The 22,474-nt window shown below is 67.3% G+C and carries 25 protein-coding genes, 1 tRNA gene and 1 pseudogene; 11 read left to right on the top strand and 16 right to left on the bottom strand.

Translation table 11 applies throughout. The features are described from left to right. Positions 1–53: 53 nt before the first annotated feature. On the top strand, positions 54–647 hold the full coding sequence (locus tag AB4079_RS05810) for a hypothetical protein (protein ID WP_441786347.1): 594 nt from the start codon (positions 54–56) through the stop codon (positions 645–647). 21 nt (positions 648–668) lie between these two features. Here AB4079_RS05810 and mctP read toward each other — a convergent pair whose 3' ends face one another. The 3 genes from mctP to AB4079_RS05825 all read right to left on the bottom strand — a co-directional run bounded on the left by mctP (position 669) and on the right by AB4079_RS05825 (position 3,311). Continuing rightward, positions 669–2,345 (bottom strand): monocarboxylate uptake permease MctP, encoded by a 1,677-nt coding sequence (mctP, locus tag AB4079_RS05815; protein ID WP_441786348.1) that lies wholly within the window; start codon positions 2,343–2,345, stop codon positions 669–671. Further along, entirely contained in the window at positions 2,342–2,614 is a 273-nt protein-coding gene (locus tag AB4079_RS05820; RefSeq protein ID WP_441786349.1) for a DUF3311 domain-containing protein, read from the bottom strand. Before AB4079_RS05820 ends, mctP begins: the two co-directional genes overlap by 4 nt. 166 nt (positions 2,615–2,780) lie before the next feature. Then, complete coding sequence (locus AB4079_RS05825) at positions 2,781–3,311, bottom strand: hypothetical protein (protein ID WP_441786350.1); 531 nt, start codon at positions 3,309–3,311, stop codon at positions 2,781–2,783. Positions 3,312–3,562: 251 nt separating this feature from the next. Here AB4079_RS05825 and AB4079_RS05830 point away from each other — a divergent pair, with 251 nt between their 5' ends. After that, the gene (locus AB4079_RS05830) at positions 3,563–4,681 is read left to right on the top strand and encodes a chitinase (protein WP_441786351.1); all 1,119 of its coding nucleotides are present in this window, start codon (positions 3,563–3,565) and stop codon (positions 4,679–4,681) included. A 54-nt stretch (positions 4,682–4,735) separates the two neighbouring features. On the opposite strand, the gene AB4079_RS05835 is transcribed toward AB4079_RS05830, so the two are convergent. Continuing rightward, a complete protein-coding gene (locus AB4079_RS05835; protein ID WP_441786352.1) occupies positions 4,736–5,878 on the bottom strand; it encodes an epoxide hydrolase family protein in 1,143 nt (380 codons plus the stop codon). A gap of 64 nt (positions 5,879–5,942) precedes the next feature. Between AB4079_RS05835 and AB4079_RS05840 the strand changes: the two genes are divergently transcribed. Then, complete coding sequence (locus AB4079_RS05840) at positions 5,943–6,923, top strand: helix-turn-helix transcriptional regulator (RefSeq protein WP_441786353.1); 981 nt, start codon at positions 5,943–5,945, stop codon at positions 6,921–6,923. Positions 6,924–7,011: 88 nt separating this feature from the next. After that, the gene (locus tag AB4079_RS05845) at positions 7,012–7,416 is read left to right on the top strand and encodes an aldehyde dehydrogenase (RefSeq protein ID WP_441786354.1); all 405 of its coding nucleotides are present in this window, start codon (positions 7,012–7,014) and stop codon (positions 7,414–7,416) included. A gap of 7 nt (positions 7,417–7,423) precedes the next feature. Here AB4079_RS05845 and AB4079_RS05850 read toward each other — a convergent pair whose 3' ends face one another. The 3 genes from AB4079_RS05850 to AB4079_RS05860 all read right to left on the bottom strand — a co-directional run bounded on the left by AB4079_RS05850 (position 7,424) and on the right by AB4079_RS05860 (position 9,734). After that, entirely contained in the window at positions 7,424–7,759 is a 336-nt protein-coding gene (locus AB4079_RS05850) for a hypothetical protein (protein WP_441786355.1), read from the bottom strand. A gap of 88 nt (positions 7,760–7,847) precedes the next feature. Then, positions 7,848–8,822: a hypothetical protein gene (locus AB4079_RS05855; protein WP_441786356.1), complete on the bottom strand. Its 975-nt coding sequence runs from the start codon at positions 8,820–8,822 to the stop codon at positions 7,848–7,850. A 195-nt stretch (positions 8,823–9,017) separates the two neighbouring features. Further along, positions 9,018–9,734 (bottom strand): DUF4190 domain-containing protein, encoded by a 717-nt coding sequence (locus AB4079_RS05860; protein WP_441786357.1) that lies wholly within the window; start codon positions 9,732–9,734, stop codon positions 9,018–9,020. Positions 9,735–9,876: 142 nt separating this feature from the next. On the opposite strand from AB4079_RS05860, the gene dinB reads away from it, so the two are divergent. Continuing rightward, positions 9,877–11,073, top strand: a complete 1,197-nt coding sequence (gene dinB / locus AB4079_RS05865) for a DNA polymerase IV (protein WP_441786600.1) — start codon at positions 9,877–9,879, stop codon at positions 11,071–11,073. Between the two features lie 4 nt (positions 11,074–11,077). Here the strand turns inward: dinB and AB4079_RS05870 are convergent, their stop codons facing one another. The 7 genes from AB4079_RS05870 to AB4079_RS05900 all read right to left on the bottom strand — a co-directional run bounded on the left by AB4079_RS05870 (position 11,078) and on the right by AB4079_RS05900 (position 15,246). Continuing rightward, positions 11,078–11,425 carry a LysR family transcriptional regulator gene (locus AB4079_RS05870; RefSeq protein WP_441786358.1) on the bottom strand — a complete coding sequence of 116 codons (348 nt, stop codon included), beginning with the start codon at positions 11,423–11,425 and terminating at the stop codon, positions 11,078–11,080. Positions 11,426–11,502: 77 nt separating this feature from the next. Then, positions 11,503–11,721 carry a dodecin gene (locus AB4079_RS05875; RefSeq protein ID WP_441786359.1) on the bottom strand — a complete coding sequence of 73 codons (219 nt, stop codon included), beginning with the start codon at positions 11,719–11,721 and terminating at the stop codon, positions 11,503–11,505. A gap of 102 nt (positions 11,722–11,823) precedes the next feature. Beyond that, entirely contained in the window at positions 11,824–12,111 is a 288-nt protein-coding gene (locus AB4079_RS05880) for a hypothetical protein (RefSeq protein WP_441786360.1), read from the bottom strand. A gap of 360 nt (positions 12,112–12,471) precedes the next feature. Continuing rightward, a tRNA-Arg gene (locus AB4079_RS05885) sits at positions 12,472–12,543 on the bottom strand. A 24-nt stretch (positions 12,544–12,567) separates the two neighbouring features. Next, on the bottom strand, positions 12,568–13,083 hold the full coding sequence (locus tag AB4079_RS05890; RefSeq protein ID WP_441786361.1) for an HNH endonuclease: 516 nt from the start codon (positions 13,081–13,083) through the stop codon (positions 12,568–12,570). Positions 13,084–13,465: 382 nt separating this feature from the next. Beyond that, positions 13,466–14,329, bottom strand: coding sequence for a C40 family peptidase (locus tag AB4079_RS05895; RefSeq protein ID WP_441786362.1), 864 nt, complete (start codon positions 14,327–14,329; stop codon positions 13,466–13,468). Between the two features lie 224 nt (positions 14,330–14,553). After that, positions 14,554–15,246, bottom strand: a complete 693-nt coding sequence (locus tag AB4079_RS05900; RefSeq protein ID WP_441786363.1) for a metal-dependent transcriptional regulator — start codon at positions 15,244–15,246, stop codon at positions 14,554–14,556. 127 nt (positions 15,247–15,373) lie between these two features. Between AB4079_RS05900 and serC the strand changes: the two genes are divergently transcribed. Both serC and AB4079_RS05910 read left to right on the top strand, forming a co-directional pair. Then, entirely contained in the window at positions 15,374–16,489 is a 1,116-nt protein-coding gene (gene serC, locus AB4079_RS05905) for a phosphoserine transaminase (protein WP_441786364.1), read from the top strand. An 8-nt stretch (positions 16,490–16,497) separates the two neighbouring features. Continuing rightward, positions 16,498–16,653, top strand: a pseudogene (locus AB4079_RS05910) (DUF2530 domain-containing protein); the annotation flags it as partial. Here AB4079_RS05910 and AB4079_RS05915 read toward each other — a convergent pair. Then, positions 16,582–17,514, bottom strand: a complete 933-nt coding sequence (locus AB4079_RS05915; protein WP_441786365.1) for a DUF3027 domain-containing protein — start codon at positions 17,512–17,514, stop codon at positions 16,582–16,584. The pseudogene AB4079_RS05910 and the gene AB4079_RS05915 overlap by 72 nt on opposite strands. After that, positions 17,507–17,887 (bottom strand): cold-shock protein, encoded by a 381-nt coding sequence (locus AB4079_RS05920; protein WP_441786366.1) that lies wholly within the window; start codon positions 17,885–17,887, stop codon positions 17,507–17,509. The genes AB4079_RS05915 and AB4079_RS05920 overlap by 8 nt, the downstream gene beginning before the upstream one ends. 56 nt (positions 17,888–17,943) lie before the next feature. On the opposite strand from AB4079_RS05920, the gene AB4079_RS05925 reads away from it, so the two are divergent. The 4 genes from AB4079_RS05925 to AB4079_RS05940 all read left to right on the top strand — a co-directional run bounded on the left by AB4079_RS05925 (position 17,944) and on the right by AB4079_RS05940 (position 22,438). Further along, positions 17,944–18,261 carry a hypothetical protein gene (locus AB4079_RS05925; RefSeq protein ID WP_441786367.1) on the top strand — a complete coding sequence of 106 codons (318 nt, stop codon included), beginning with the start codon at positions 17,944–17,946 and terminating at the stop codon, positions 18,259–18,261. Between the two features lie 24 nt (positions 18,262–18,285). Then, positions 18,286–20,148, top strand: coding sequence for a helicase-associated domain-containing protein (locus AB4079_RS05930; protein ID WP_441786368.1), 1,863 nt, complete (start codon positions 18,286–18,288; stop codon positions 20,146–20,148). 135 nt (positions 20,149–20,283) lie between these two features. Continuing rightward, positions 20,284–20,706 (top strand): hypothetical protein, encoded by a 423-nt coding sequence (locus tag AB4079_RS05935; protein WP_441786369.1) that lies wholly within the window; start codon positions 20,284–20,286, stop codon positions 20,704–20,706. Positions 20,707–20,794: 88 nt separating this feature from the next. Then, on the top strand, positions 20,795–22,438 hold the full coding sequence (locus AB4079_RS05940) for a DNA repair helicase XPB (protein WP_441786370.1): 1,644 nt from the start codon (positions 20,795–20,797) through the stop codon (positions 22,436–22,438). The last annotated feature ends 36 nt before the right edge of the window (positions 22,439–22,474 follow it).

Here is a 22,474-nt window from a genome sequence, read left to right on the forward strand (position 1 = left end):
CTGAATTCGACCGGACGCGCGGGCGCCATTCCTTCGGCCACTACTGTGCGTATATGGAAGAGGAGGCGACGGCCGAACCCGAGTGGGTCATCCCGGCCGGCGCGCCCATCCGGATCTCCGATTGGCTGGCTCCCCCGGTCGCCGTTCTCTTGGGCGTTGTCCTCGAGGTATTCATCGCGGTCAATGCCTGGTCACGAGGAACGCCTGTCTTCGCGATGATCGGTGCTGGCTTACTTGCCGTAGCGGCGGTGGTGCTCGGCATCTTCGGTTACCGCGCATACCGCGACCTCACCCCGCGGGCCGTGGAGCAGTATTCGACGGTGATCGTGATCGGGCTCTTGGTGGTGGGCGCGGTTCTCTCACCCAGCTATGTCGGGATCCTGCTATTGGCTTCTGCGGGTCGTCTTGCGACCGCGCAGAGATGGCGACCGCTCCGACTCTTGCGCACCCTGATGCCGCGCCGCCTCTGGCTCCGCACGGCTGGCGTTGCGGCCATCGCGGGAGTGATCTGCATCCTGCTTCTCCCGCTCGCCCAGGGCCTCGATTTAGTACCGCTCATTACGCTGTCGATAGCCGGCCGAATCGTCGCGCCACTCGTCTTCGGGTTCGCGTTCCGACTCCGACCGGGCGCCTCCGGGATTTTCTGAACCTACCCAGCGGCACCGACCTCACCGATCCACCGTCGCCTCGTACGGCTCGAGCACCTCCACCACCTTCGGGTCGCCCTCGTCCGCGCCGTAGTCGGCGTGGGTGGTGCGGTCGCGCCCGTCCGGAACATGAAGCGCCCGGAAGACCAGGGTCAGCACGACCGAGACGATCGCGTTCATGACGAAGGCCGTGACCGCGATGTACACCGGAACATCCGTGAACGGGATGGGTGCGATCGACCCGCCGAAGTGTGCGTGCGTCACCGGGTTGACCACGTTGTACGCGGCGATCGTCCCGTAGAGGATGCCGACCGCCCAGCCGGCGAGCAGCGCCCAGCGGTGGAACCACCGCGTGTAGAGTCCCGCGACGATCGCGGGGAACGTCTGCAGTATCCACACGCCGCCGAGCAGCTGCATGTTGATCGCGGCCGACTGGTCCATCAGGATCACGAACAGCAGCGCGCCGAACTTCACTACCAGCGAGACGAACTTCGACACCTTCGCCTCCTGCGCCGGTGTCGCGTTCGGCTTGAAGAGGTCGCGGTAGATGTTGCGGGTGAAGAGGTTGGAGGCTGCGATGGACATGATCGCGGCCGGCACCAGCGCGCCGACGGCGATCGCGGCGAGTGCGACACCAGCGAACCAGGACGGGAAGTTGTCGAGGAACAGCTGCGGAACCACCAGCTGCGGGTTGACGACCCCGTCGAGTCCGATCGGCTTCGTGCCGGCCTTGATCGCCACGTACCCGAGCAGCGCGAGGAAGCCGAGCATCAGCGAGTAGATGGGCAGCACCACGGCGTTGCGGCGGATGGTGTTGCGGCTCTTCGTCGACAGCACGCCGGTCACCGAGTGCGGGTACATGAACAGCGCCATCGCGGAGCCGAGCGCCAGCGTCCAATAGGCGTTGAAGGATGCTGCGCCCGGGATCACGGAACCGACCGGGAGGTTGGTCGCCGGGTTGATCGAGGACATCTTCGCCTCGGTGGCCTTGAAGATCCCCTCCCAGCCTCCGAACTGGGCGGGCAGCCAGATGATCGCGACGATGACCGCGATGTAGATGAGGAGGTCTTTGACCACCGCGATCGCCGCCGGCGCGCGCAGTCCCGCTGTGTAGGTGTAGGCGGCGAGGACGACGAAGGCGATGATCAGCGGCAGGTCCTGCGTGAACGCGTTCGCGCCGCTGCCGAGACCCAGGACGGTCAGCACCGCCTTGATGCCGACCAGCTGGAGGGCGATGTAGGGCATCGTGGCGACGATCCCGGTCACGGCGATGGCGGTCGAGAGCGTCTTGCTTCCGTAGCGTCCGCCGACGAAGTCCGCCGGCGTCACGTAGCCGTGGCGGTGCGACACCGACCACAGTCGCGCCATCAGCAGGAAGACGATGGGATACAGCACCACGGTGTAGGGGACGGCGAAGAAGCCGCTGACCGCGCCGGTGCTCCACATCGCGGCGGGCACGGCGATGAACGTGTACGCCGTGTAGAGGTCGCCGCCGAGCAGGAACCAGGTGATCCAGCTCCCGAAACCGCGACCGCCCAATCCCCACTGGTCGAGGGTCTTCATCCCCCGCTCCTCCGGCGTGATCCGCCAGCGTGCGGCGACGAACCCCATGATCGCGACGATCACGAAGATGATGATGACGACGGTCAGCGCGACGCCGTCCACCGGGTGTGTGGGCCCGGCCGCTACGGCGGTCATTCGTCCACCTCCGGTCGCCGGACCGCGGCCCGGCGACGCCGGTCCTCACGGACGATGAGCGCGTAGCAGATCCACAGCAGCGCCGAATCGATCAGCACCCAGAGCATCTGGTACCAGTAGAAGAAGGGGATGCCGCCCAGCGCCGGCTCGCTGCGCGCGTAGATCGGCACCATCAGGGGCAGAACGATCGCGATCACCAGCAGGATGCCGGAGATCACGTAGGGAAGAGGGCGCGCCGGCCCCCGCGTCGGAACTTCAGGCGATGACATCAGCGTCCCCTCACCACACCAGCGGTCCTCCCGGGAAGCCCGCTGGGCCACCGGAAGTCGGTCGATAACGGCCGGATGCGGGCCACGGTACACCGCTCTGCGCGAGGGGATGCATGGTGCGGGTCGGCGTTTCTCGTCCGACCCGCGCAGGTAGTTCTGGTCTGAGCTAAGCGCGGGACTCCCGGGACAGCCGTCGGAAGGTCATGAAGCAGCCGAGGACGGCGAAAAGCAGGGCGAAAAGCACCTGCGGAAGGTAGGCCTGCCACATGTCGGCGTTGCCGAAGACGTTGTCCGCGTAGACCTGCCAGAAGTCCGGGCTGGTCAGCGCCTCGCCGAACGGGATCGAAGCGACGCCCACGATGTCCGTGAAGATCCCCGCCAAGAAGCTCAGGACCACGGTGACGGCGACGATCGCGACGATGCCCCAGAACGCTCCGCGTGTGACGCGCGCCCGGGATCCGACCCGATACAACCACACGGCCCCGACAGCGACTCCCCACGACACGATGGACGCAATGAAGCCGACATTCCAGAGGATCGTCCACGCGATGACACCGGCGGGAATGATGACCAGCGCCAGCGCCAGACCGCGCCCGACCCGTTCCGGCTGGCTGAAGGGCCGGGTCGGAGACGACGGGGCGAGCTGTTCGACCGCGTCGATTCCGGTGTCAGTACGGTCATCGGTCGCGTCGGTCATTCTGTCCCCCAGTCCGCGCATCCGTGTGAGGCGCGGTGGACAGCTTGGCACACAGCGGACCGCCAGGTCCCGCTCCGGGGACTCCCCAGTCCAGGTGCCGCGAGGGTGAGGACCGGGGACGCCTCCCTCTTGTGTGGTGACACGACTGCTGCTAGATTCCCGTTTGTTAGTTTGCCTTACTAACTAACAATCATTTCGCTCACGGGTGCGCGGAGGGGCCGTCGTGCTCGACGTCAACGAGGGAGTCGTCCATGAAACGTGCCATCTACACACTCGCGGCTGGGATGCTGGGGGCAGCGCTCTGCGTCGCGACCGCCGCGCTGCCGGCTGCAGCGGCCGCCGTGCCCGGGTCCGTGCCGGCGGGAGCATCCGCCGGCTCCAGCTCGGTTGCCGGATCCCACTCGCCGTTCATCCTTCCGGCCCTCCCCCTGCCGCCGCACTTCTCGGCTCCCTACGTCGACGTCACTTCGGTGAGCGATCTCGCGGACCTCTCCAAGGAGTCGGGTTCCAAGGTGCTGTCCCTCGCGTTCCTGCAGACCGAGGTTGCCGGATCCTGCACCGTGTACTGGGCGGGTAACACGGCGACGCCGGTCGCCGCGAACACTTTCGGCGACGCGATCGATCGCATCCGGCTGCGCGGCGGCGACGTGGTCCCGTCCTTCGGCGGATACTCCGCGGACACCACGAACACCGAGATCGCCGACAGCTGCACCGACGTCCACAAGATCGCTCTGGCCTACGAGAACGTCATCACGACCTACAAAGTGCAGCGCCTCGACTTCGACATCGAAGCCGATTCGCTCAGCAACCTGGCGGGCATCGACCGCCGCAACCAGGCGATCGTCGAGGTGAAGGCGTGGGCAGCCGCGCAGCACCGTCCGCTTTCGATCGCCTACACACTCCCCTCCACCCCGCAGGGTCTGGGAGCCACCGGTGTCGCCCTCCTGCAGTCGGCCGCGAAGTACGGCGCGCCGATCGACGAGGTCAACATCATGACCTTCGACTACTGGGACGGCGCCACCCACGACATGCTTGCTGACGCGCAAACCGCAGCCGCGGGCCTGGTCGGGCAGCTGCGGGCGACAATCGCTCCGAACGCCTCGGACGCGACCCTCTGGCACAAGGTGGGCATCATCCAGATGAACGGCATCGACGACTTCGGACCCCAGGAGACCTTCACGATTGCCCAGGCGTCCCCGCTGGTCGAGTGGGCGGCCGCGAAGCACATCAACGAACTGAGCTTCTGGGCGCTGCAGCGCGACAACGGTTCGTGCCCCGGAGTGAAGGGCGCGAACAACTGCTCGGGAGTGGTCCAGACGCCGTGGGCGTTCTCGAAGGCGTTCGCCCGGTTCACCAGCTGGTGGTACTGAGCTGAGCCGTCGCGGGGGCCAGCCACCAGGCTGCAGCCCCCGCGGCAGAAGCCCTCAGGCCTGGCGGCGGGCGCGGTAGAAGGCGCGGATGTCGACCGCGAGGACTTCCGGTCGCTCGAGGGCGGCGAAGTGTCCGCCTTCGTCGAAGCGGTTCCAGTGCACGATGTTGTCATTGTCGCGTTCGGCGAAGGTTCGGATGGTTTGGAAGTCGTCTTTGAATACCGCGACCCCCGTCGGGGCGTGGTTGATTCGCTGCTCGTTTTGTGCGTGCGCGTTGTCGTAGTAACTGCGGCTCATCCCGCTAGCCGCGTTCGCGAACCAATTCACGCTGACCTCGAGGAGAATCTTTTCCAGGGACACGAGCGACGTGCCGTTGCCGAAGCTGTTGAACAGCTCGCTGTATGCCAGAAGCCCGATCGGAGAGTCGCTGATTCCGGCGGCGATGGTCTGCGGTCGTGAGGTGTTCATCGTGTTGTAACCACCGACCGACTGGAACCACTTCATGTGCTCCAGGCCGGCGTAATCGGAGAGTTCAAGTCGTTCGAATTCGGAGGGGTCGCCAGAAGGGAACGAGAACAGCTGCAGTACGTGGAGGCCGAGAAACCCTTCCGGGTTGAGCAGTCCGATCTCCCGGGCGACCATGGCACCGTTGTCGGAGCCGTGGATCCCATAGCTGTCGTAGCCGAGCCCGCGCATCAGGGTGTCATACGCTGCGGCGACCCGGCCGACATTCCACCCCTCTTCCACGACGGGCTGCGAGAAGCCGTAACCGGGGGCGTCCGGAATGACCACGTCGAACGCGTCCTCGGCTCGCCCGCCGTGAGCGACCGGGTCGACGAGAAGGTCGATCATCTCGAGGTAGTCGATCGCGGACCCGGGATAGGTGTGGGCGAGCAGCAGTGGCGTCGCGCCGGGGCTAGCAGACCGGACGTGGATGAAGTGGATGTCCTGACCGTCGACCTCTGCGACGAACTGCGGGAAGGCGTTGATGCGATCCTCGGCCGCACGCCAGTCGAACCTCCGCCAGGCGTCGAGTGCCTCGCGGAGGTAGGAGTTCGGGGTCCCGGTCTTCCAGTCGTCGGTCGGTGCCGGCTGCGGGAGACGGGTGCGGGCGAGGCGTTCCTGCAGATCGGAGAGCTCGGTGTCGCTGATGGAGACGGTGAATGGGCGAATCGCCAAGGCAGTTGTGGTTTCCATGTGCTCAACGTTAGGGAGTGATTAGGATGAATATGTTCCTAATACTGATCTCGCCGGAGGACGGATGACCAGTCCCGCATCCCGACTGCTCGCCCTTCTCGCCCTCCTGCAGACCGGCACGGGGCGCTCCGGCTCCGAACTCGCCCAGCGGCTCGGCGTGAGTACGCGCACGGTGCGAGCCGACGTCGAGCGTCTCCGCGATCTCGGCTATCCCGTTGACGCGACACGTGGGCCGGTCGGCGGGTATCGGCTCGGCTCTGGCGGACGACTCCCGCCTCTCCTACTGGATGACGAGGAGGCGGTCGCCGTGGCCATCGGGCTGAAGGTCGCCGCAGGCGTGGCCGGAATCGAAGAATCTGGAGCCCGCGCCCGCAGCAAGATCGAGCAGGTGCTGCCCTCACGACTAAGACCGATAGTCGACGCGCTCAGCACGAGCATCGACCGCGGACCGGAGAACATCGACACCGACGCCCCCGACCCCGAGGTCGACCCTGCCGTCCTGCGAACGGTGGCCGCAGCGATCCGTGATGTCGAATGGCTGCGCTTCGACTACCAGGATCGAGCCCGGCTCGTGGAGCCATACCGCCTGCTCAGTTGGCAACGACGCTGGCACCTTGTCGCACGAGATCCCGAAACCGGCGAATGGGCAACCTTCCGGGTGGACTGGATGGCGCTGCGGATTCCCACTCGCCGCCGGTTCGAACCACAGCCACTCCTCGACGGCGACTACACCGCCTTCGCGATACGGACCATCGCGGCCAGCGGGTGGGCCGTGCACGCGCGACTGCGGATCGCCGCGCCTGCTCGGGCGGTTCTGGAACGCATCAACCCGACCGTCGGCATAGTCGAGCCGATCGATGAGGAGACCAGCGTGCTCCTGACCGGCGCCGACACCCTCGACACCATTGCGGCCTACATCGGGATGCTGATGATGGATTTCACAGTCGAGACTCCGGCGGAGCTCATCCCCAGACTCCAACTGCTCTCCGACCGCTATGCACGAGCAGTCGCCGGATCCGTACAAACACCCGCCACCGACCCGTGAACGATCGGGGCCGCATCCCTACCCTGCGTCACTCCGGCTCGGTAACATTCCGTAACAAAAGGACCACTGACGATCACGGGAGTTTCGCATGGACATGAGCATGATGACGATGATGGACACCTCGATGATGAAGGGCATGGACATGACGGCCATGCAGAACCTCATGGAGGCCTCCTCCGCGTGTGAGCAGGCCTGCACGATGTGCTCGAGCAGCTCGATGGGCATGGAAGGCATGGGCAAGTGCGCGGCCATGTGCGCGAACTGCGCCGACATGAGCAACACCATGATGCGCATGATGATGCGGCCGGCCGCGATGGACATGGACAGCATGATGGCGATGATGCAGGCGTGCATGGTCATGGCGTCGGCGTGCGCCGCCGAATGCAGCATGCACGCGGACATGAACGAGCAATGTCGGATGTGCGCGAAGGCCTGTCAGGAAATGGCAGCCGCCTGCGAGGCCATGATGACCTCGATGAAAGCGATGAAGTAACCGCTCGCTACAGCGAGCCCGCCGGCAGCACGTTGTACTTGGCGTCGCTGACAGCGAGCACGTCGTAGACCGAGTGAACCGCCACAGGGTCGCCGGCCTGCAGCGAGTCGGTGAGGCCGTCGTGGTTCCACAGAATCAGTGTGCTGTCATCCGAAAGAACAGCCACTTCGATCCACCCTGCCTTCGAGACCGACAGGACCACCCCATCCACCCACTTGGAGGGTGTCGCTGAAGCGAGCCGCACCTGCATGGGCGACAGCGCGTGCCCGGCAGCCGTGGCGGCACAGTCGTCATGGCACTCGAGCAGTGTGCCTTGAAGACTGGGGTGCAGCAACGGGTTCATGCAGGCCAGAGTACGAAACTCATCCGACGGCCGCCACCGAAGCGTTCACAGAGCGAAACAATCGGGGGTCGGCTGGCTCTCCCCTCCGCTATCCGTTGCTTGCTGGCGACGACACGTTGGTGGGAACTGTGACGGGCAACACGGGCTGATTTGTGAGGTATTGGATCCCTGAGAACATCAGGCCGGTCGAGGCGACAATTGTGATCGCTGAAATCATTGCGAGCTCGAGAATCGATCGTGCGTTCTCGTCACGGAACTTCTTCGCCCTGGCCGCCACTCTGGGCGACGCCGCACCCGACTCGAGCCGAATGTACGAGTTCCAGCCGTATACGAGTTGCCACGCGGAGAGGAGAAGGACGCCAACGAAGGTGGCACCCGCGAGGAGAGTGAGCAGGAACGTGACTCCCGGCAGCCCGTACAGCTGCACGATCTCCTTGATCTGGTTGAGAGCGACGCCGATGACTTGGGCGAAGATGTTGCCCGACACCGTCGCAGACGCGGCTGATCCATCCGCCTTCGCCTGCATCGCGAGCAGGTTGAACCCGCCCTGCGTCGAAGAATAGATCGCGATCCAAGCGCCCGTGGCGATCGCCAACGAGAAGACCACACGGATCGCCGCCAACCTCGTGCGCGAGGACCACATTCCTGCTCTCGCGGTTCGGACGATGGCAATTGCAAAGTTGGCTAATACGCCCATTGCTGTCCCGATGGTCAGCGCGAGCGCAATGGGGTGGTAAAAAACGAAAAGGCAGGCCAAGGCGGCCAAACCGATGCCGATTGCGGCTGTCGACTCGTTCGAAAGCGATTTGTCAGCATTGGGCGAATCGCGAAGAGAGGTCGTGATGTTGTTGGTGATCCTGATGCTGTTGTCGGCAATTGAGACGGCTCCCTGAATGCCGTCATGCACGATGATCTGGTTTCCGTCGTAATTCTGCGCGACAGGTCCCGACGGAGTCGTCTTGTTGCCTGACCGGGTACGTATCAGCGGGATGAGGGCCAGCAACAGCCCGGATACAACGCCGGCGACGGTGGCTGACAGGGTTGCAATCCAGAAATCGTTCACGAGTCACCTCCGCGAGCGGTCGCGGCGGATGCACGGTACTGATACCCAGGTTTTGACACGATTGCCTCTCACGGAGTCCATCGGCGAACGCTTGTCGTTCGCCGTAACGTGACACTAGGGGCAACCGCAGACAGTTCGGTCCACCTCGTCGCTGTGAGTGCAGCCGAACGCAGCGAAACCTGCTGGGAGAAGGCGCTAACCGCAGGTGGACGTGAGCCGTGTGAGGTCGTCCGAGGTCTGGGTGACCGCCGCAGTGACTTTCGTCGCGTCTCCCTGGCCGGGGGCTGCTGCTTCGTAGTCGACCAAGGCCGAGCTGAGGAGCGCCAGGTCGTTCTGTTCAGCATTGATGCCTTGCACCAGAGTGTCGTCGGAGATGCTTTGCGTTTCATCGGTGAACCGAGTGGACGCGACGACGACCTTCGATTTGGCGGCTGCGGGAGTGTCCTTCCAGGACGAAGTCGCAATGTCCGTGAGCGCGCTCGAAAGGGTGAGGGACGCCTTCTCGATAGTTGCGCAATCGGCGGTCGGCGACGCCATCTGTGTGTCAGCACTCGATGCTGCCGAGCTCTGTGCGACTCCGCCAATGACACTGAACACGATGACGACTGCAATCCAGAGACCGATCAACGCAAACTGTGCGTAGCCGATGATCGTCCCGGCAAGCGCGAGCCCTCGCCCCTTCTCACCCGTTCGTCGGATCTGGGCGAGCGCGATATGCCCACACACGATCCCGATCAGTCCGGCCCAGAAGGAGCCGACGAACCCGACGATGGCCAGCACGTTCCACGACGGTTCAGGCGCGTACGGCGGAGCGAATGGGTACGGCTGCACGCCGGGATCGACCCGCGTCCACGGATCCGGGGGCGGCGCCTCGGGGATTCCGCCGGAAGGTGGGATGACGTCGGGGACCATAGGTCTCCCATTGTGCTGTGTCCCGACCGAATCCGTCGCGCGTTTTGCGGCGCGAGTCCAAGACGAATCGATGCCAGCACCAACGCCGATGTCCGCGGTCCCTGCGACGATTCTGACGGACATGCGATGGATCGGAGGGCGGATGCGCGGCGAGGCGACGGTGCTGCACGCGGATCTCGACGCCTTCTACGCCTCGGTGGAGCAGCGTGACGCGCCCGCGCTGCGCGGCCGCCCGGTCATCGTCGGCGGCGGCGTCGTGCTGGCGGCAAGCTACGAGGCGAAGGCGCGGGGGGTTCGCACCGCGATGGGCGGCCGGCAGGCTCGCGACCTGTGCCCGGAGGCCGTGGTCGTTCCGCCGCGAATGGATGCGTACTCCACCGCAAGCAAAGACGTCTTCGCGATCTTCCGCGATACGACCCCGCTCGTGGAGGGACTGTCAATCGACGAGGCCTTCCTCGAAGTCGGCGGACTCAGACGCATCGCGGGCACGCCCGAGGAGATCGCGACCCGATTGCGGGAACGAGTTCGAGCGGAGGTCGGTCTTGCCATCTCTGTCGGGATCGCCCGCACCAAGTTCCTCGCCAAAGTTGCCAGCGCCGTCAGCAAACCCGACGGGCTGCTCCTGGTCGAACCGGAGCGGGAACAGGAGTTCCTCCTCCCGCTCCCGGTGGAGCGGCTGTGGGGAGTCGGCGCCGTCACGGCCGAGAAGCTGCACCGCCTCGGCATCCGCACCGTCGGTCAGCTCGCCGAGCTCGAAGCCGCCACGGCCGAGAGGCTGCTCGGCAAGGCGACCGGCGCGCACCTGCACGCGCTGGCCCGACTGCGGGACCCACGACCGGTCAACACCACGAAGCGACGCGGATCCATCGGCTCCCAACGAGCGCTCGGGAGCCGCCCACGCACGGCCGAGGAGCTCGACCTCATCCTCACCCAGATCGTCGATCGGCTCGCTCGCCGGCTCCGGGACGGGGACCGCACGTGCCGCACGGTCGTGCTGCGTCTGCGCTTCGGCGACTTCGCCAAAGCCACTCGATCGCGCACGCTCGGCTTCCCGTCAGACCGTACGTCGGTGCTGCTGACCGTGGCCCGCGGCCTCCTGGCTGCTGTTCAGCCGGACCTCACGGAGCGAGGTATCACCCTCCTCGGCATCTCGCTCTCGCAGTTGGGGCGATCCGACAGCTTCCAACCGGAACTGCCGATCGACTGGGATGACGGAGCACGTCTCGACACCGTGCTCGACGCCGTCCGCGACCGCTTCGGCGCAACCTCGGTCGCTCGTGCCGCGCAACTCGGTCGCGATCCCGGCTGGTCGACTCCACTACTGCCGGAACACGAATGACGCGCTAACGTCCCTGACGCTTCTTGTATGGTTTCGGCTGCCCCTTGACGGCCGGGGCTCGCCCCTTGCCCTTCGAAGCTTTGGCTTTGCCGCCGGCCGGGACGGCAGGCTTCTCGACCGGGGCAGGGGCCGCAGCGATCTCCTCCCGCGCCGTGGCGAGGAAGAGGACTCCCACCTTGGTCAGCCTGGTTTCCGCGGAGTCGCGGACAAAGAGGGGAGTTCCCACTTCCTCTTCCAGCTTCGAAATCGACGAGTAGAGAGAAGCGAGAGGGATGTTGAGGGCGATTGCCGCACGCGGAAAATGTAGCTCCTCGGCCACGGCGACAAACCGGACGAGCAGGGTGATATTCACGTAAGGCCCTTCATGGATGACGGATCCGCGCGGATCGCGCCCCACTCAACCGTACGCAATTCGACCGGCTGGGCGCGCTAGTCGGAGGGCTCTTCGAGCCGGAATCCCACCTTGAGGGTGACTTGGAAGTGCGCGACTCGGCCATCCTCCACTTCCCCGCGGGTGTCGGTCACTTCGAACCAATCGATGTCGCGGATCGTCTTCGACGCACGCTCTATCCCGTTACGTATCGCCGCATCGGTCCCCTCGGGCGACGTGCCCACGATCTCGATCACTCGGTATGTGCGATTAGTCACGGCAACGCTCCCAACACTCGTCTGCGCCCAGCTACGATCAGTGTGCCCCGTGACCGGCCACTGCCGCTACCAGCACGCGAATCGAGCACCAACAGCGCTGGCCTACATGGCGACCACCTCGCCCACTTCGACGCTGCCCCCGTAGGAGAGGCCGGGGCACGATTCGGCCAGCGCGGTCGCTGCGGTCAGGTCGGTCGCATCGACAAGCGCGTAGCCTGACAGCGCGTTGGCTCCGGCGGACGCTCCCAGCAGCTTGGTCGCCCCGATACGACTGCCCATGTCGGTGACTGCCGAGCCGAGATTCTGGAACCAGGCGCCCCAGGCGGCGACCTCTTCCTCCGTGGCATTCGCATTGGGGTCGTTGCGGAAAGCAAAAACGAAAGCAGACATGATGTGCTCCTTGCGATTCTGGTCGACCTCAGATGTCGACTCAGCAATACGACGTGGGAGCGCATCCGAAATCGACAGGCTCAGAAAATAGTTCTGCGACGTGATAGGTGACATGGATGCGGACGATGCGCTCGGACGCAGGGAGTGCCAGCCGCCCATCTTCCCTCCGACCCGGGGCGCACCTTGCGTCGGAGAGTCGGACGCGAATCTCCGACCGGCCGCGGTGTGTCGGAGATCTGGGCCCGGATGCGCGCGAGTCTCCGACGATAGCGTCCAGATCTCCGACGATAGCGTCCGGATCTCCGACGCTAGGCCGAGGCCGCGACTCAGGTGTCACCCATGTCGCGACTCATCACAAGGTGCCCCTGGAGGGACTCGAACCCCCAACCGTTTCCTTAGGACGGAACTGCTCTTCCATTGAGCTACAGAGGCTGGCGGGGCAAGTCTACCGAAGGGTCAGCCGGCCAGTTGCAGCTCGTGCCTGCGCCACGGCTCCGTGAACTCGTCCCAGTTGGGGTCGCTCCAGCGCATGCTGATCAGGCTGGCCATGTTGAGGTGCGGTTCTTTGAGCTCGAAGGGCAGCTTCCAGCCGAGGTCGCTGAGGAGGCGGTCCGACTTGACGTTGTTGCAGCGGAAGCAGGCGACGACGACGTTGTCCCAGGTGTGGGTGCCGCCGCGGGCGCGCGGGATGACGTGGTCGAGCGTGTCGCCGAACTTGCCGCAGTAGGCGCAGACGTGGCCGTAGCGCTCAAGGGCCGACTTGCGGGTGAGCGGGATGCGGCGGTTCGGCACGCGGATGTACTGGTTCAGGAGCACGACGCTCGGCGCATCCAGCACCAGGGAGCGGCTGTGCAACTGGGCGCCGCTGCCCGCGATGGTGGAGGCTTTGCCGGCCAGAACGAGCATGACCGCTCTTCGCGTCGCGATCACGCCGAGCGGCTCGTAGCTGGCGTTCAGAACCAGAGTTTTCATCTGCGACCTTCCCGAGGAACGTGAGAACGGCTGTTCAGGCAAACAAAAAGGGCACTGTCCGTGCGGACAGCGCCCAGGATGGCAGCGGCATGGTGGTGGCAGGCCACATGGAGGCGGTGGCAGGCCTCGAAGTGGTGGCGGCAGGCGAGGAACTCCAGGCCGCGCTCGTCCCACCCGGTCGCCCTCAGCGGCCCGGCGGAACGTGTTCCGGCCATCGGATCCTCCGAAAATCTGCACGCTGCGACACGCAGCGTCAGAACGCCAGGGTAACCCAGAAACGGCGCGCCACCTATTCGGGGCGCGCCGCTCGGGTGCTGCGGTGCGTAGTGTTCACCGGCCGGAAACCGAAGGAACGGCCAGCAGAGAGTTCAGACGTTGAGGCTCAGATGCCCAGACGGACGATGTAGTAGTCGCTCGTCCAGATCGGGCGGATCGAGATGGAGCGGCCGACGTCGGGCGCATCCATGATGTTGCCGTTGCCCGCGTAGAAGCCGTCGTGGCCGGACATGATGACGATGTCGCCGGGCTGTGCGTCCGCAAGGGAGATGCGCTTGCCCATCGCGGCCTGGCCTGACACGGAGTGCGGCAGGTTGATGCCGAACTGCGCGTACACGTACATCACGTAGCCGGAGCAGTCGAAGCCCGCGGGGCTGGCTCCGCCGTAGACGTACGGGGTGCCGATGTACTGCTTCGCGACCGAGAACACCTGCGAGAGGCTGAAGTTCGGGTACGGCGGGTTGGCCAGGAAGTCGGAGACCGAGGGGCCGCTGCTCGACTTGCTCGCGTAGGTGGTCAGCTCGATCGCTGCCTGGCGACGGGCCGCCTCGGCGGCGGCAGCGGCGGCAACGGCGGCCTTCTGCGCGTTGAGCTGCTCCTCGGTGGTGGCGGAGGCCGCGTCACGGCTGACCGCGGCGGAGGTGACACCGCCGACCTCGACCGTCTGCGACTGGGCCTTCTTCATCGCGTCCGCGGCGCTCGGGCCGAAGGCGGCGCTGTCGGTGCCGTTCGGGTTGAACGCGAAGGCGGGGAGAGACATGGTGGCGACGAGGCCCGCAGCGACGGTGATGACACCGGCGTTCAGGATCCAACCGCCCTTGCGCTTCTTCTTCGGCTGCTCGCCGGTCGACGCAGTGGTGCGCGCGGGCGACCCGGCCGTGCGCACGGCGCGACGGGAGAGGGTCGAAGAAGCGCTCTGGTTCGGGTGCGTGCGGTCCTTGTCGGGACCGGGCGTGCTCGATGATGCCAAAGTGTGACCTCCAGCGCTCCGGCAGCACTAGGGATGCTGCCCCCGTCCCAAGCTGGGTGGCTTCGGCTTCACGGATCGCGAGACGGGTCAAAGGGGGGGTGGAGCGTCGCGATCCAGGGTTCTGATGGGCCGGCTTCTGGCCCGTTCGAACTCGTTAGAGACTACGGGACCGCCTCCCGTTTGTCACATCTTTTGGAGGGTTTTTAACGAATTGGTAACGGGATTCAGGCGTCGACGAAGATGTGGGCCGCGAGCTCGTTGGGGAGCTCCAGCCCGGCGTCGAAGCCGTCGATCTGCACGGCGACGTACGAGCCGGCCGGAGAAAAAGTGCCGGTCGAGCCCGGAATAACACCCGCCTGCTTCAGCTGGAGCAGCAGCTCCGGGTCGACCTGCGCGGGCTCGCCGAGCCTCCGGATGCGCGCGGACACGCCGGAATCGCTGCCGCGGACGGCGTCGACGAGGTTGACGAGGCTCTCAGTGGATGCGGAGGTATCGGCTGCGCCCAGCTCGCCCAATCCGGGGATCGGGTTGCCGTACGGCGACTCCGTCGGGTGCCCAAGCATGGTCAGCAGCTTGCGCTCGACCTGCTCGCTCATCACGTGCTCCCAGCGGCACGCCTCTTCGTGGACGTACTCCCACTCCAGCTCGATGACATCGCTCAGCAGGCGCTCGGCCAGCCGGTGCTTGCGCATGACGTTGACGGCCTTGCGGCGGCCCTCGGCGGTGAGTTCGAGGTGACGGTCGCCGGAGACGACGACCAGGCCATCCCGCTCCATGCGCCCGACGGTCTGCGAAACGGTCGGACCGGAGTGCCCGAGGCGCTCCGAAATGCGTGCGCGCAGGGGGACGATGTTGTCCTCCTCGAGCTCGAGGATGGTGCGCAGATACATCTCCGTGGTGTCGATCAGATCGGTCATGTACCCCTCCACAGGACGGCGCGCGAATGTCGGATATCAGCCTACTTCCTGCGGCAGACAGCCAGACGCAGGCCGGAGCGGCCGTAACCCGCCGTCCCCGTGATGCAACAGCCAATACACTTCAGTTATGCCGGACGTGACGATCCCCTCTGACCTGCTGCCCGCCGACGGTCGATTCGGGTGCGGACCCTCCAAGGTCCGCCCGGAGCAGGTCGCCTACCTCGCCGGCGCCGGCGCGGAGCTGCTCGGCACCTCCCACCGCCAGGCGCCGGTGAAGAACCTGGTCGGCCGGGTGCGCGAAGGGCTCGGCGAGCTGTTCCGCCTGCCCGACGGCTACGAGGTGGTCATCGGCAACGGCGGCTCCACGGCGTTCTGGGATGCGGCCGCCTTCGGCCTGATCGAGAGGCGCAGCGAGAACCTCGTCTTCGGCGAGTTCGGCGGCAAGTTCGCCAAGGCGGCGAAGGCGCCGTGGTTGGATGCTCCCCACGTGATCGAGGCGCCAGGCGGCTCGCGCAGCGAGGTCGAGGTCGTGGAGGGCGTGGATGTGTACGCCTGGCCGCACAACGAGACCTCGACCGGCGTGATGGCTCCGGTCCGCCGCGTCAACGGCGACGAGGGCGCGCTGACCGTGATCGACGCGACCAGCGCCGCAGGCGGCGCCGACTTCGACGCCAGCAAGTCGGACGTCTACTACTTCGCGCCGCAGAAGAACTTCGCCTCCGACGGCGGCCTGTGGCTCGCGCTGTTCTCCCCCGCCGCCCTGGAGCGCGTCGAGCGGATCGCGGCGAGCGACCGCTACATCCCCGAGTTCCTGAGCCTCAAGAACGCGGTCGACAACACGCGCCTCAACCAGACGCTGAACACTCCCGCGATCGCGACTCTGGTGCTGCTGGAGAACCAGCTCGAGTGGATGAACGGCAACGGCGGGCTCGCCTGGGCCGACGCCCGCACGCGCGAGTCGTCCGGCGCGCTGTACGAGTGGGCGGAGCGGGTCGACTACGCGACGCCGTTCGTCACGAACCCCGAGCACCGCTCGCAGGTCGTCGTGACGATCGACTTCGACGACCGGATCGACGCGGCAGCCGTCGCGAAGGCGCTGCGGGCCAACGGCGTCGTCGACACGGAGCCGTACCGCAAGCTGGGCCGCAACCAGCTGCGCGTCGCGACCTTCACGGCGATCGACCCGTCGGATGTGCGGGCCCTGATCGGCTGCATCGAGTACGTGGTCGAGCGGCTGGGCTGACCAGCGCCATGCGCCTCTGGCTCCGCGACAACGAGCGACGGCCCGACCCGGTCCCCGTCAAGACGGATGACCGGCGGGCCGTGCTCGTCGGGCTAGGCCTGTGGGTGGTCGCCCTCGTCGTGGTGCTCATCGTCGGCATCGGGACCAGCACCTGGCTCTGGACCATCGTCGTCGGAATCGCCCTCGGGCTGCTCGGACTCGGCTACCTCACCGTCGCCCGCCGGCACTGACGCGGGAGCGGCGTCGAAGTCGGCGTCGTCGTCCTCCTCCTCGTCCTGCTCAGCACCGTCGCCTGACTCGTCCTCGGGTTCAGCGAGCGCTGCAGCCTCTTCGGCCTCCAGGTCGAGGACGGAGTCGACGTCGGTCTCCTCGTCGAAGTCGACGTCGACGCTGTCGATGTCCACGCCGTCGAGGTCGTCGTCACCGTGCAGGTCGTGCACGTCGCGGTCGTCCTCGCCGTCGTCGAACTCGTCGTCATCGGATTCGTCGTCGGACTCGTCCTCGTCCTCATCGTCCTCAACATCCTCGTCGCCCGCTTCCGCAGCCTGCGCGGCGAGAAGTTGCTGAGCGGCCTGGTAGTCGGCCAGGCGCTCCGACCACGGCACCCAGTCGGGTGCGAGGAGGGCGCCGTCGCCGGGCATCAGCTCGGTCTCGAGCACGGTCGGCTCGCCGTCCTCGTCGGCGCGGCCGAGCGTGACGGTCCAGCGCCAGCCGGGATACCCGGAGAGACGCGACTCGAAGTACAGCGAAACGGTGTGCGGGCCGTCGACGCGGTGGCCGAGCGGCTCGCCGATCGTCGCCTCCGGAGTGATCCCGGCGAGCGCGCTCAGCGCGAGCGGCGCAGCGGAGAGCAGGACCTCGTCCGCCACCGGCTCCGCCTCCGGCTCCGGTTCCGCGATGTCCGCGTCATCGATAGCCTCGCCGCCGGCGACAGCCTCGACCTCGCCGGCAGCTTCGCCCTCAGCGAAGACGACCTCAGCCTCAGCCTCAGCCTCGACGTCGCGCTCGTCGCCCAGCTCAGGCATCCAGGTCGTCCGCGACCTTGCGCAGCACCGCGGCGATCTTCGCGCCGTGCGCCTTGTCGGGGTATTTGCCCCGGCGCAGGTTGGAGCCGATGCCGTCGAGCAGCTTCACGAGGTCTTCGACGATGATCGCCATGTCGTCGGCAGATTTCCGCTTCAGCTTGGCGAGGCTCGGCGGAGCCTCCAGGATGCGAACCGAGAGCGCCTGCGCGCCGCGCTTGCCGTCCGCGATTCCGAATTCGAGACGGGTCCCCGCCTTGACGACGGCGCCGGCGGGGAGCGCCGAGGCGTGGAGGAAGACTTCCTGGCCGTCATCGGAGCTGATGAAGCCGAAGCCTTTCTCGTCGTCGTAGAACTTGACCTTGCCGGTTGGCATGGGAACCTCACTTCAGATGGGGGATCAGATGACCGTCCTCAATTATCCTTGATTTCGTGACCCAGCAGACCTCGCCGCCAGCATCGCGGCTTCAGCGCATCCTCGCCTACATCGTCGCGGCGCTCGTTATCCTCTCTCTGGTCTGCATCGCGGCCATCCTCATCGGCACCGCGGCGGGCCAGTTCGCGCAGCAGGGATCGGGCGAGGGCCTCTGGCCGACCGTCTTCGTCCTCCCCCTGGTGGCGCTCCCGATCGCCTTCGTGCTGATCATCGTGCTGCTGGTCGTGAGCGCGCGGCGCAACCGGGCGGCGAACCGCGCGGCCGGCGCCGGAAACAGCGCGAACGGGGCTAACGGCCCGAAGGGCCGGCGCTAGGCCTGGCGGCCGGCGGTTCGGCGGATGACCACGACGCTCGCTCTCGCAGCCCGGCTGCGCGGGCTGGACGATACTGTGCTCGCTTCGGTCCTGCACGGTCGCTCGTACCGGCGGACGGGCGTGTCCGACTTCTTCGACCTCGCCGATGCGCTGCTCGACGCGGACGCGCTGCAGCGCACCCTGACGCCGCTTGACCGCATCCACTTGGCGACGCTCGTCGTTCTCGACCGGGCTGCTACGGCGTTGACGACCGACGAGGTCACCGCCCTGCTCGCCGCAGAGCCCGCAACGGCCGGAGTTTCCCGGGATGCCGTGGCGGCGGCTCTGAAAGACATGGCCGATCTGCTGCTCACCGAGCCGGCCGAAGGTGCGTCGTTCGCCGTCTACGACGCCGTGACCGCTCAGCTGGCCGGATGGCCGGCCCTGGGCCTGCCCTCCGGCGACAGCGTCCTGCACACTCCCCCGCCGCCGGCCCTGGCCCCGGTGCCGGACACGGAGCGCCGGTTCACCGACCGGCTCGCCTCCGAGCGCGCGTTCGAATCCGTCGCGGCCGTCTCCGAGCTGCTGGCGGAGCTCGGCCGCGAGGGTGCGCGGCGGCTGCAGAAGGGCGGCCTCGCGCTGCCCGCCGTGAAGCGGCTCTCGGAGGCGCTCTCCCTCGACGCCGACCTCATCCCCGTCGCACTGTCGGCGGCCGAGCGCGCCGGGCTGGTGGCGGTGGGCGACGGGACGTGGCTGCCGACCGACGAGGCCGCCGCCTGGTCGCACTCCCCCAGCGCCGACCGCTGGCGCACGCTCGCGACCGCCTGGCTGGAGGCGCTCCCCGGCGACATCCGTACCCTCCTGGCGCTGCGCAGCCGGGCCGCCTGGGGCGACAGCCTGCGCGAACACGTCGCGTGGCTGTACCCGGCGTCGGTCGAGGAGGCGCAGCGGCGGGTGGATGCGCACACGCGCCTCGCGGAATGGCTGGGCGTGACCGCGCACCAGGCGCCGAGCTCGGCCGGTGCGGCGCTCGTGGAGGGCGGACCGGATGCGGCGACGCGTGTCATGGCCGCGCAGTTCCCGGCCGAGGTGCACCGCGTGTACCTGCAGCACGACCTGACGATCGTCTCGCCTGGGCCGTTGGCGCCGGAGATCGAGTCCCGCTTGCGCGGGCTCGCCGAGCTGGAGTCCCGGGCGCTGGCGTCCACGTTCCGCATCTCGCGCGCCTCGGTCGACCGTGCGCTGACGGCGGGAGAGACGGCGGAGGGCATCCGGGAGTTCCTCAGCACCATCTCGCTGACCGGCCTCCCGCAGCCGGTGGACTACCTCATCGCGAACGCGGCCGAACGGCACGGCCGGGTCCGGGTGCACGAGGTCGGGGGCGAGGGCGTGCGTTCGGCCGTTCGATCGGAGGACGCGACGCTGCTGCGCACCATCCACGTGGATCAGACGCTCGCCTCCCTGCGGCTCACGCCGACCCGGGAGGAGGAACTGGTCAGCCGGTTCCCGCGCGATGTCGTGTTCTGGGCGCTCAGCGACGCCCGGTACCCGGTCGTCGCGGAGGACGCGGACGGGAACGAGGTGACGCTGCGGCGGCAGCGGGTCGCGCATCCCGGAGCCGCCGAGGAGCAGGACCGCGACGCCGAGCTGGTCGTGCGGCTGCGCCAGGCGGAGGTGGAGGCGGGCGACGACACCGGAGAGCAGTGGCTCATCCGGCAGCTGGATATCGCGGTCCGGGCGCGGCAGACGATCGTGATCGAGGTGGCGATGCCGGACGGCAGTGTCGTCGACTACCTGCTCGAGCCGACCGGCGTCGGCGGCGGCCGCCTGCGCGGGCGGGACCGCGCGGCGGACATCGAGCGGACCCTCCCGCTCTCCAGCGTGCGCGGGATGCGCCCGGCCCCCTGAGTCGGGGCTGGCGCCTGCTGGGCCGACGACCACTATGCGGGCATTTCCGCGCGTTCGCACTCTGGCCGGTGCGGTCTACCCCTCCGTAGCATCGCGGTGATGCGATGGCGCACGTGACGGGAGACGACCAGCCGGATGACGACCAGTTACACCCTTCAACTGCCCGGGTTCGCCGCCCGCAGCACCTGGGGTTACGACGAGCTCAACGACCTGCTGCTCGCCTCCGTGGTCCCGGACTCCGCCGGCGAGTGTGAGCTCCCGCTCAAGATCGACGCCGTGACGATCGACCAGCTGCTCGACCGCATCGACACCGCCACGTCCGGCCGTTTCGGGATGGCGTCGCTGATCATCCTGCTCAGCCGCCTGGAAGTGCGCGGGCAGGCGCGGGTGTGGCTGGCGTCCCGGATCCGGTTCATCACCGACCAGACGCTGCTCGCGGAAGCGGCACGTTCCGATGTGCCGTGGGTGTCGGCCGAAGCACGCAACCATCCACTCTTCGACGAACCAATGTCGGCCACGTGCGTGTGCCCGGCCTGCGGGCGGTCGCACACCGGGTAGCGAACGAAGCGGCACCTCGGGCGCCAGCAGAACGGCGAGTGGCCACAACGGCAGGGAGCACCAGCCGCAGGGCGTAGGCTGGTCAGCTATGTCTGATGGCCCCCTGATCGTCCAGAGCGATCGCACCGTGCTCCTCGAGGTCGCCCACGCCGAGGCGGAGGATGCGCGCCACGACCTCGCGGTCTTCGCCGAGCTGGAGCGCGCGCCCGAGCACATCCACACGTACCGGATCACCCGGCTCGGCCTGTGGAATGCGCGGGCCGCCGGGCACACCGCCGAGGACATGCTCGGGACGCTGGAGCGGTACTCGAAGTTCCCCATCCCGCAGACGGTCTCCGTCGACGTGACCGAGACCGTCGCCCGCTACGGCCGACTGGTCATCGAGCGCGACGACGAGGGGACGCTGCTGCTGCGTTCGACGGACCTCCCGGTGCTTACCGAGGTCGCCAGCGCGAAGCGGATCTCTCCGCTGCTGCTGGAGCGGCGCGACGACGCGACGTTCGTCGTGGAGGCGTGGGCGCGCGGGCAGCTGAAGCAGGAGCTCGTGAAGCTCGGCTGGCCCGCTGAGGACCTCGCCGGGTACACGCCGGGCACGCCGCACGAGATCGGTCTGAAGGAGGACGGCTGGGCGCTGCGCGACTACCAGCGCAAAGCGGTCACCAACTTCTTCGACGGCGGCTCCGGTGTCGTCGTGCTGCCCTGCGGCGCGGGCAAGACGCTGGTCGGCGCCGGCGCGATGGCGACGGCGAAGACGACGACGCTCGTCCTGGTCACCAACACGGTCTCGGCGCGGCAGTGGCGCGACGAACTGCTGCGCCGCACCACACTGACGGCGGACGAGATCGGCGAGTACTCCGGGCAGGTGAAGGAGGTTAAGCCGGTCACCATCGCGACGTACCAGATCCTCACCGCCAAGCGGAAGGGCGAGTACGCGCACCTGGCGCTGCTCGACGCGCTCGACTGGGGCCTCGTCGTCTACGACGAGGTCCACCTGCTGCCCGCGCCGGTCTTCAAGCTGACCGCGGAGCTGCAGGCGCGGCGCCGGCTCGGGCTCACGGCGACGCTGGTCCGCGAGGACGGCCGCGAGGGCGACGTCTTTAGCCTGATCGGCCCCAAGCGCTTCGACGCGCCGTGGAAGGAGATCGAGGCGCAGGGCTTCATCTCCCCCGCCGCCTGCTACGAGGTGCGCATCGACCTCCCGGCGTCCGACCGGCTCAGCTACGCCGCCGCGCCCGACGACGAGCGGTACCGTCTCGCCGCCACCGCACCGGCGAAACTCGACATCGTGCGGCAGCTGGTCGAGCGGCACGAGGGTGAGCGCATCCTCGTCATCGGGCAGTACCTCGACCAGATCGACGAACTGGCGGACGCGCTCCACGCCCCCAAGCTGACCGGTGCGACGCCGGTGGATGAGCGCGAGCGGCTGTTCCAGGAGTTCCGGGACGGCCGCACCAAGCTGCTCGTCGTCAGCAAGGTGGCGAACTTCTCGGTCGACCTGCCGGAGGCGACGGTCGCCATCCAGGTGTCCGGCTCGTACGGCAGCCGGCAGGAGGAGGCGCAGCGCCTCGGCCGCCTGCTGCGGCCAAAGGAGTCGGGCCTGTCCGCCAACTTCTACACGCTGGTGGCACGCGACACGGTCGACCAGGACTTCGCGCAGAACCGGCAGCGGTTCCTCGCCGAGCAGGGCTACTCGTACACGATCCTCGACGCGCACGCGCTCGAGGCGGCGTAGCCCTCGCGCCTCCCCCCGGTTTGCCCCAAAGCGTCG

The organism is Leifsonia sp. 2MCAF36 (assembly GCF_052115525.1).
Classification (GTDB): Bacteria; Actinomycetota; Actinomycetes; order Actinomycetales; family Microbacteriaceae; genus Leifsonia.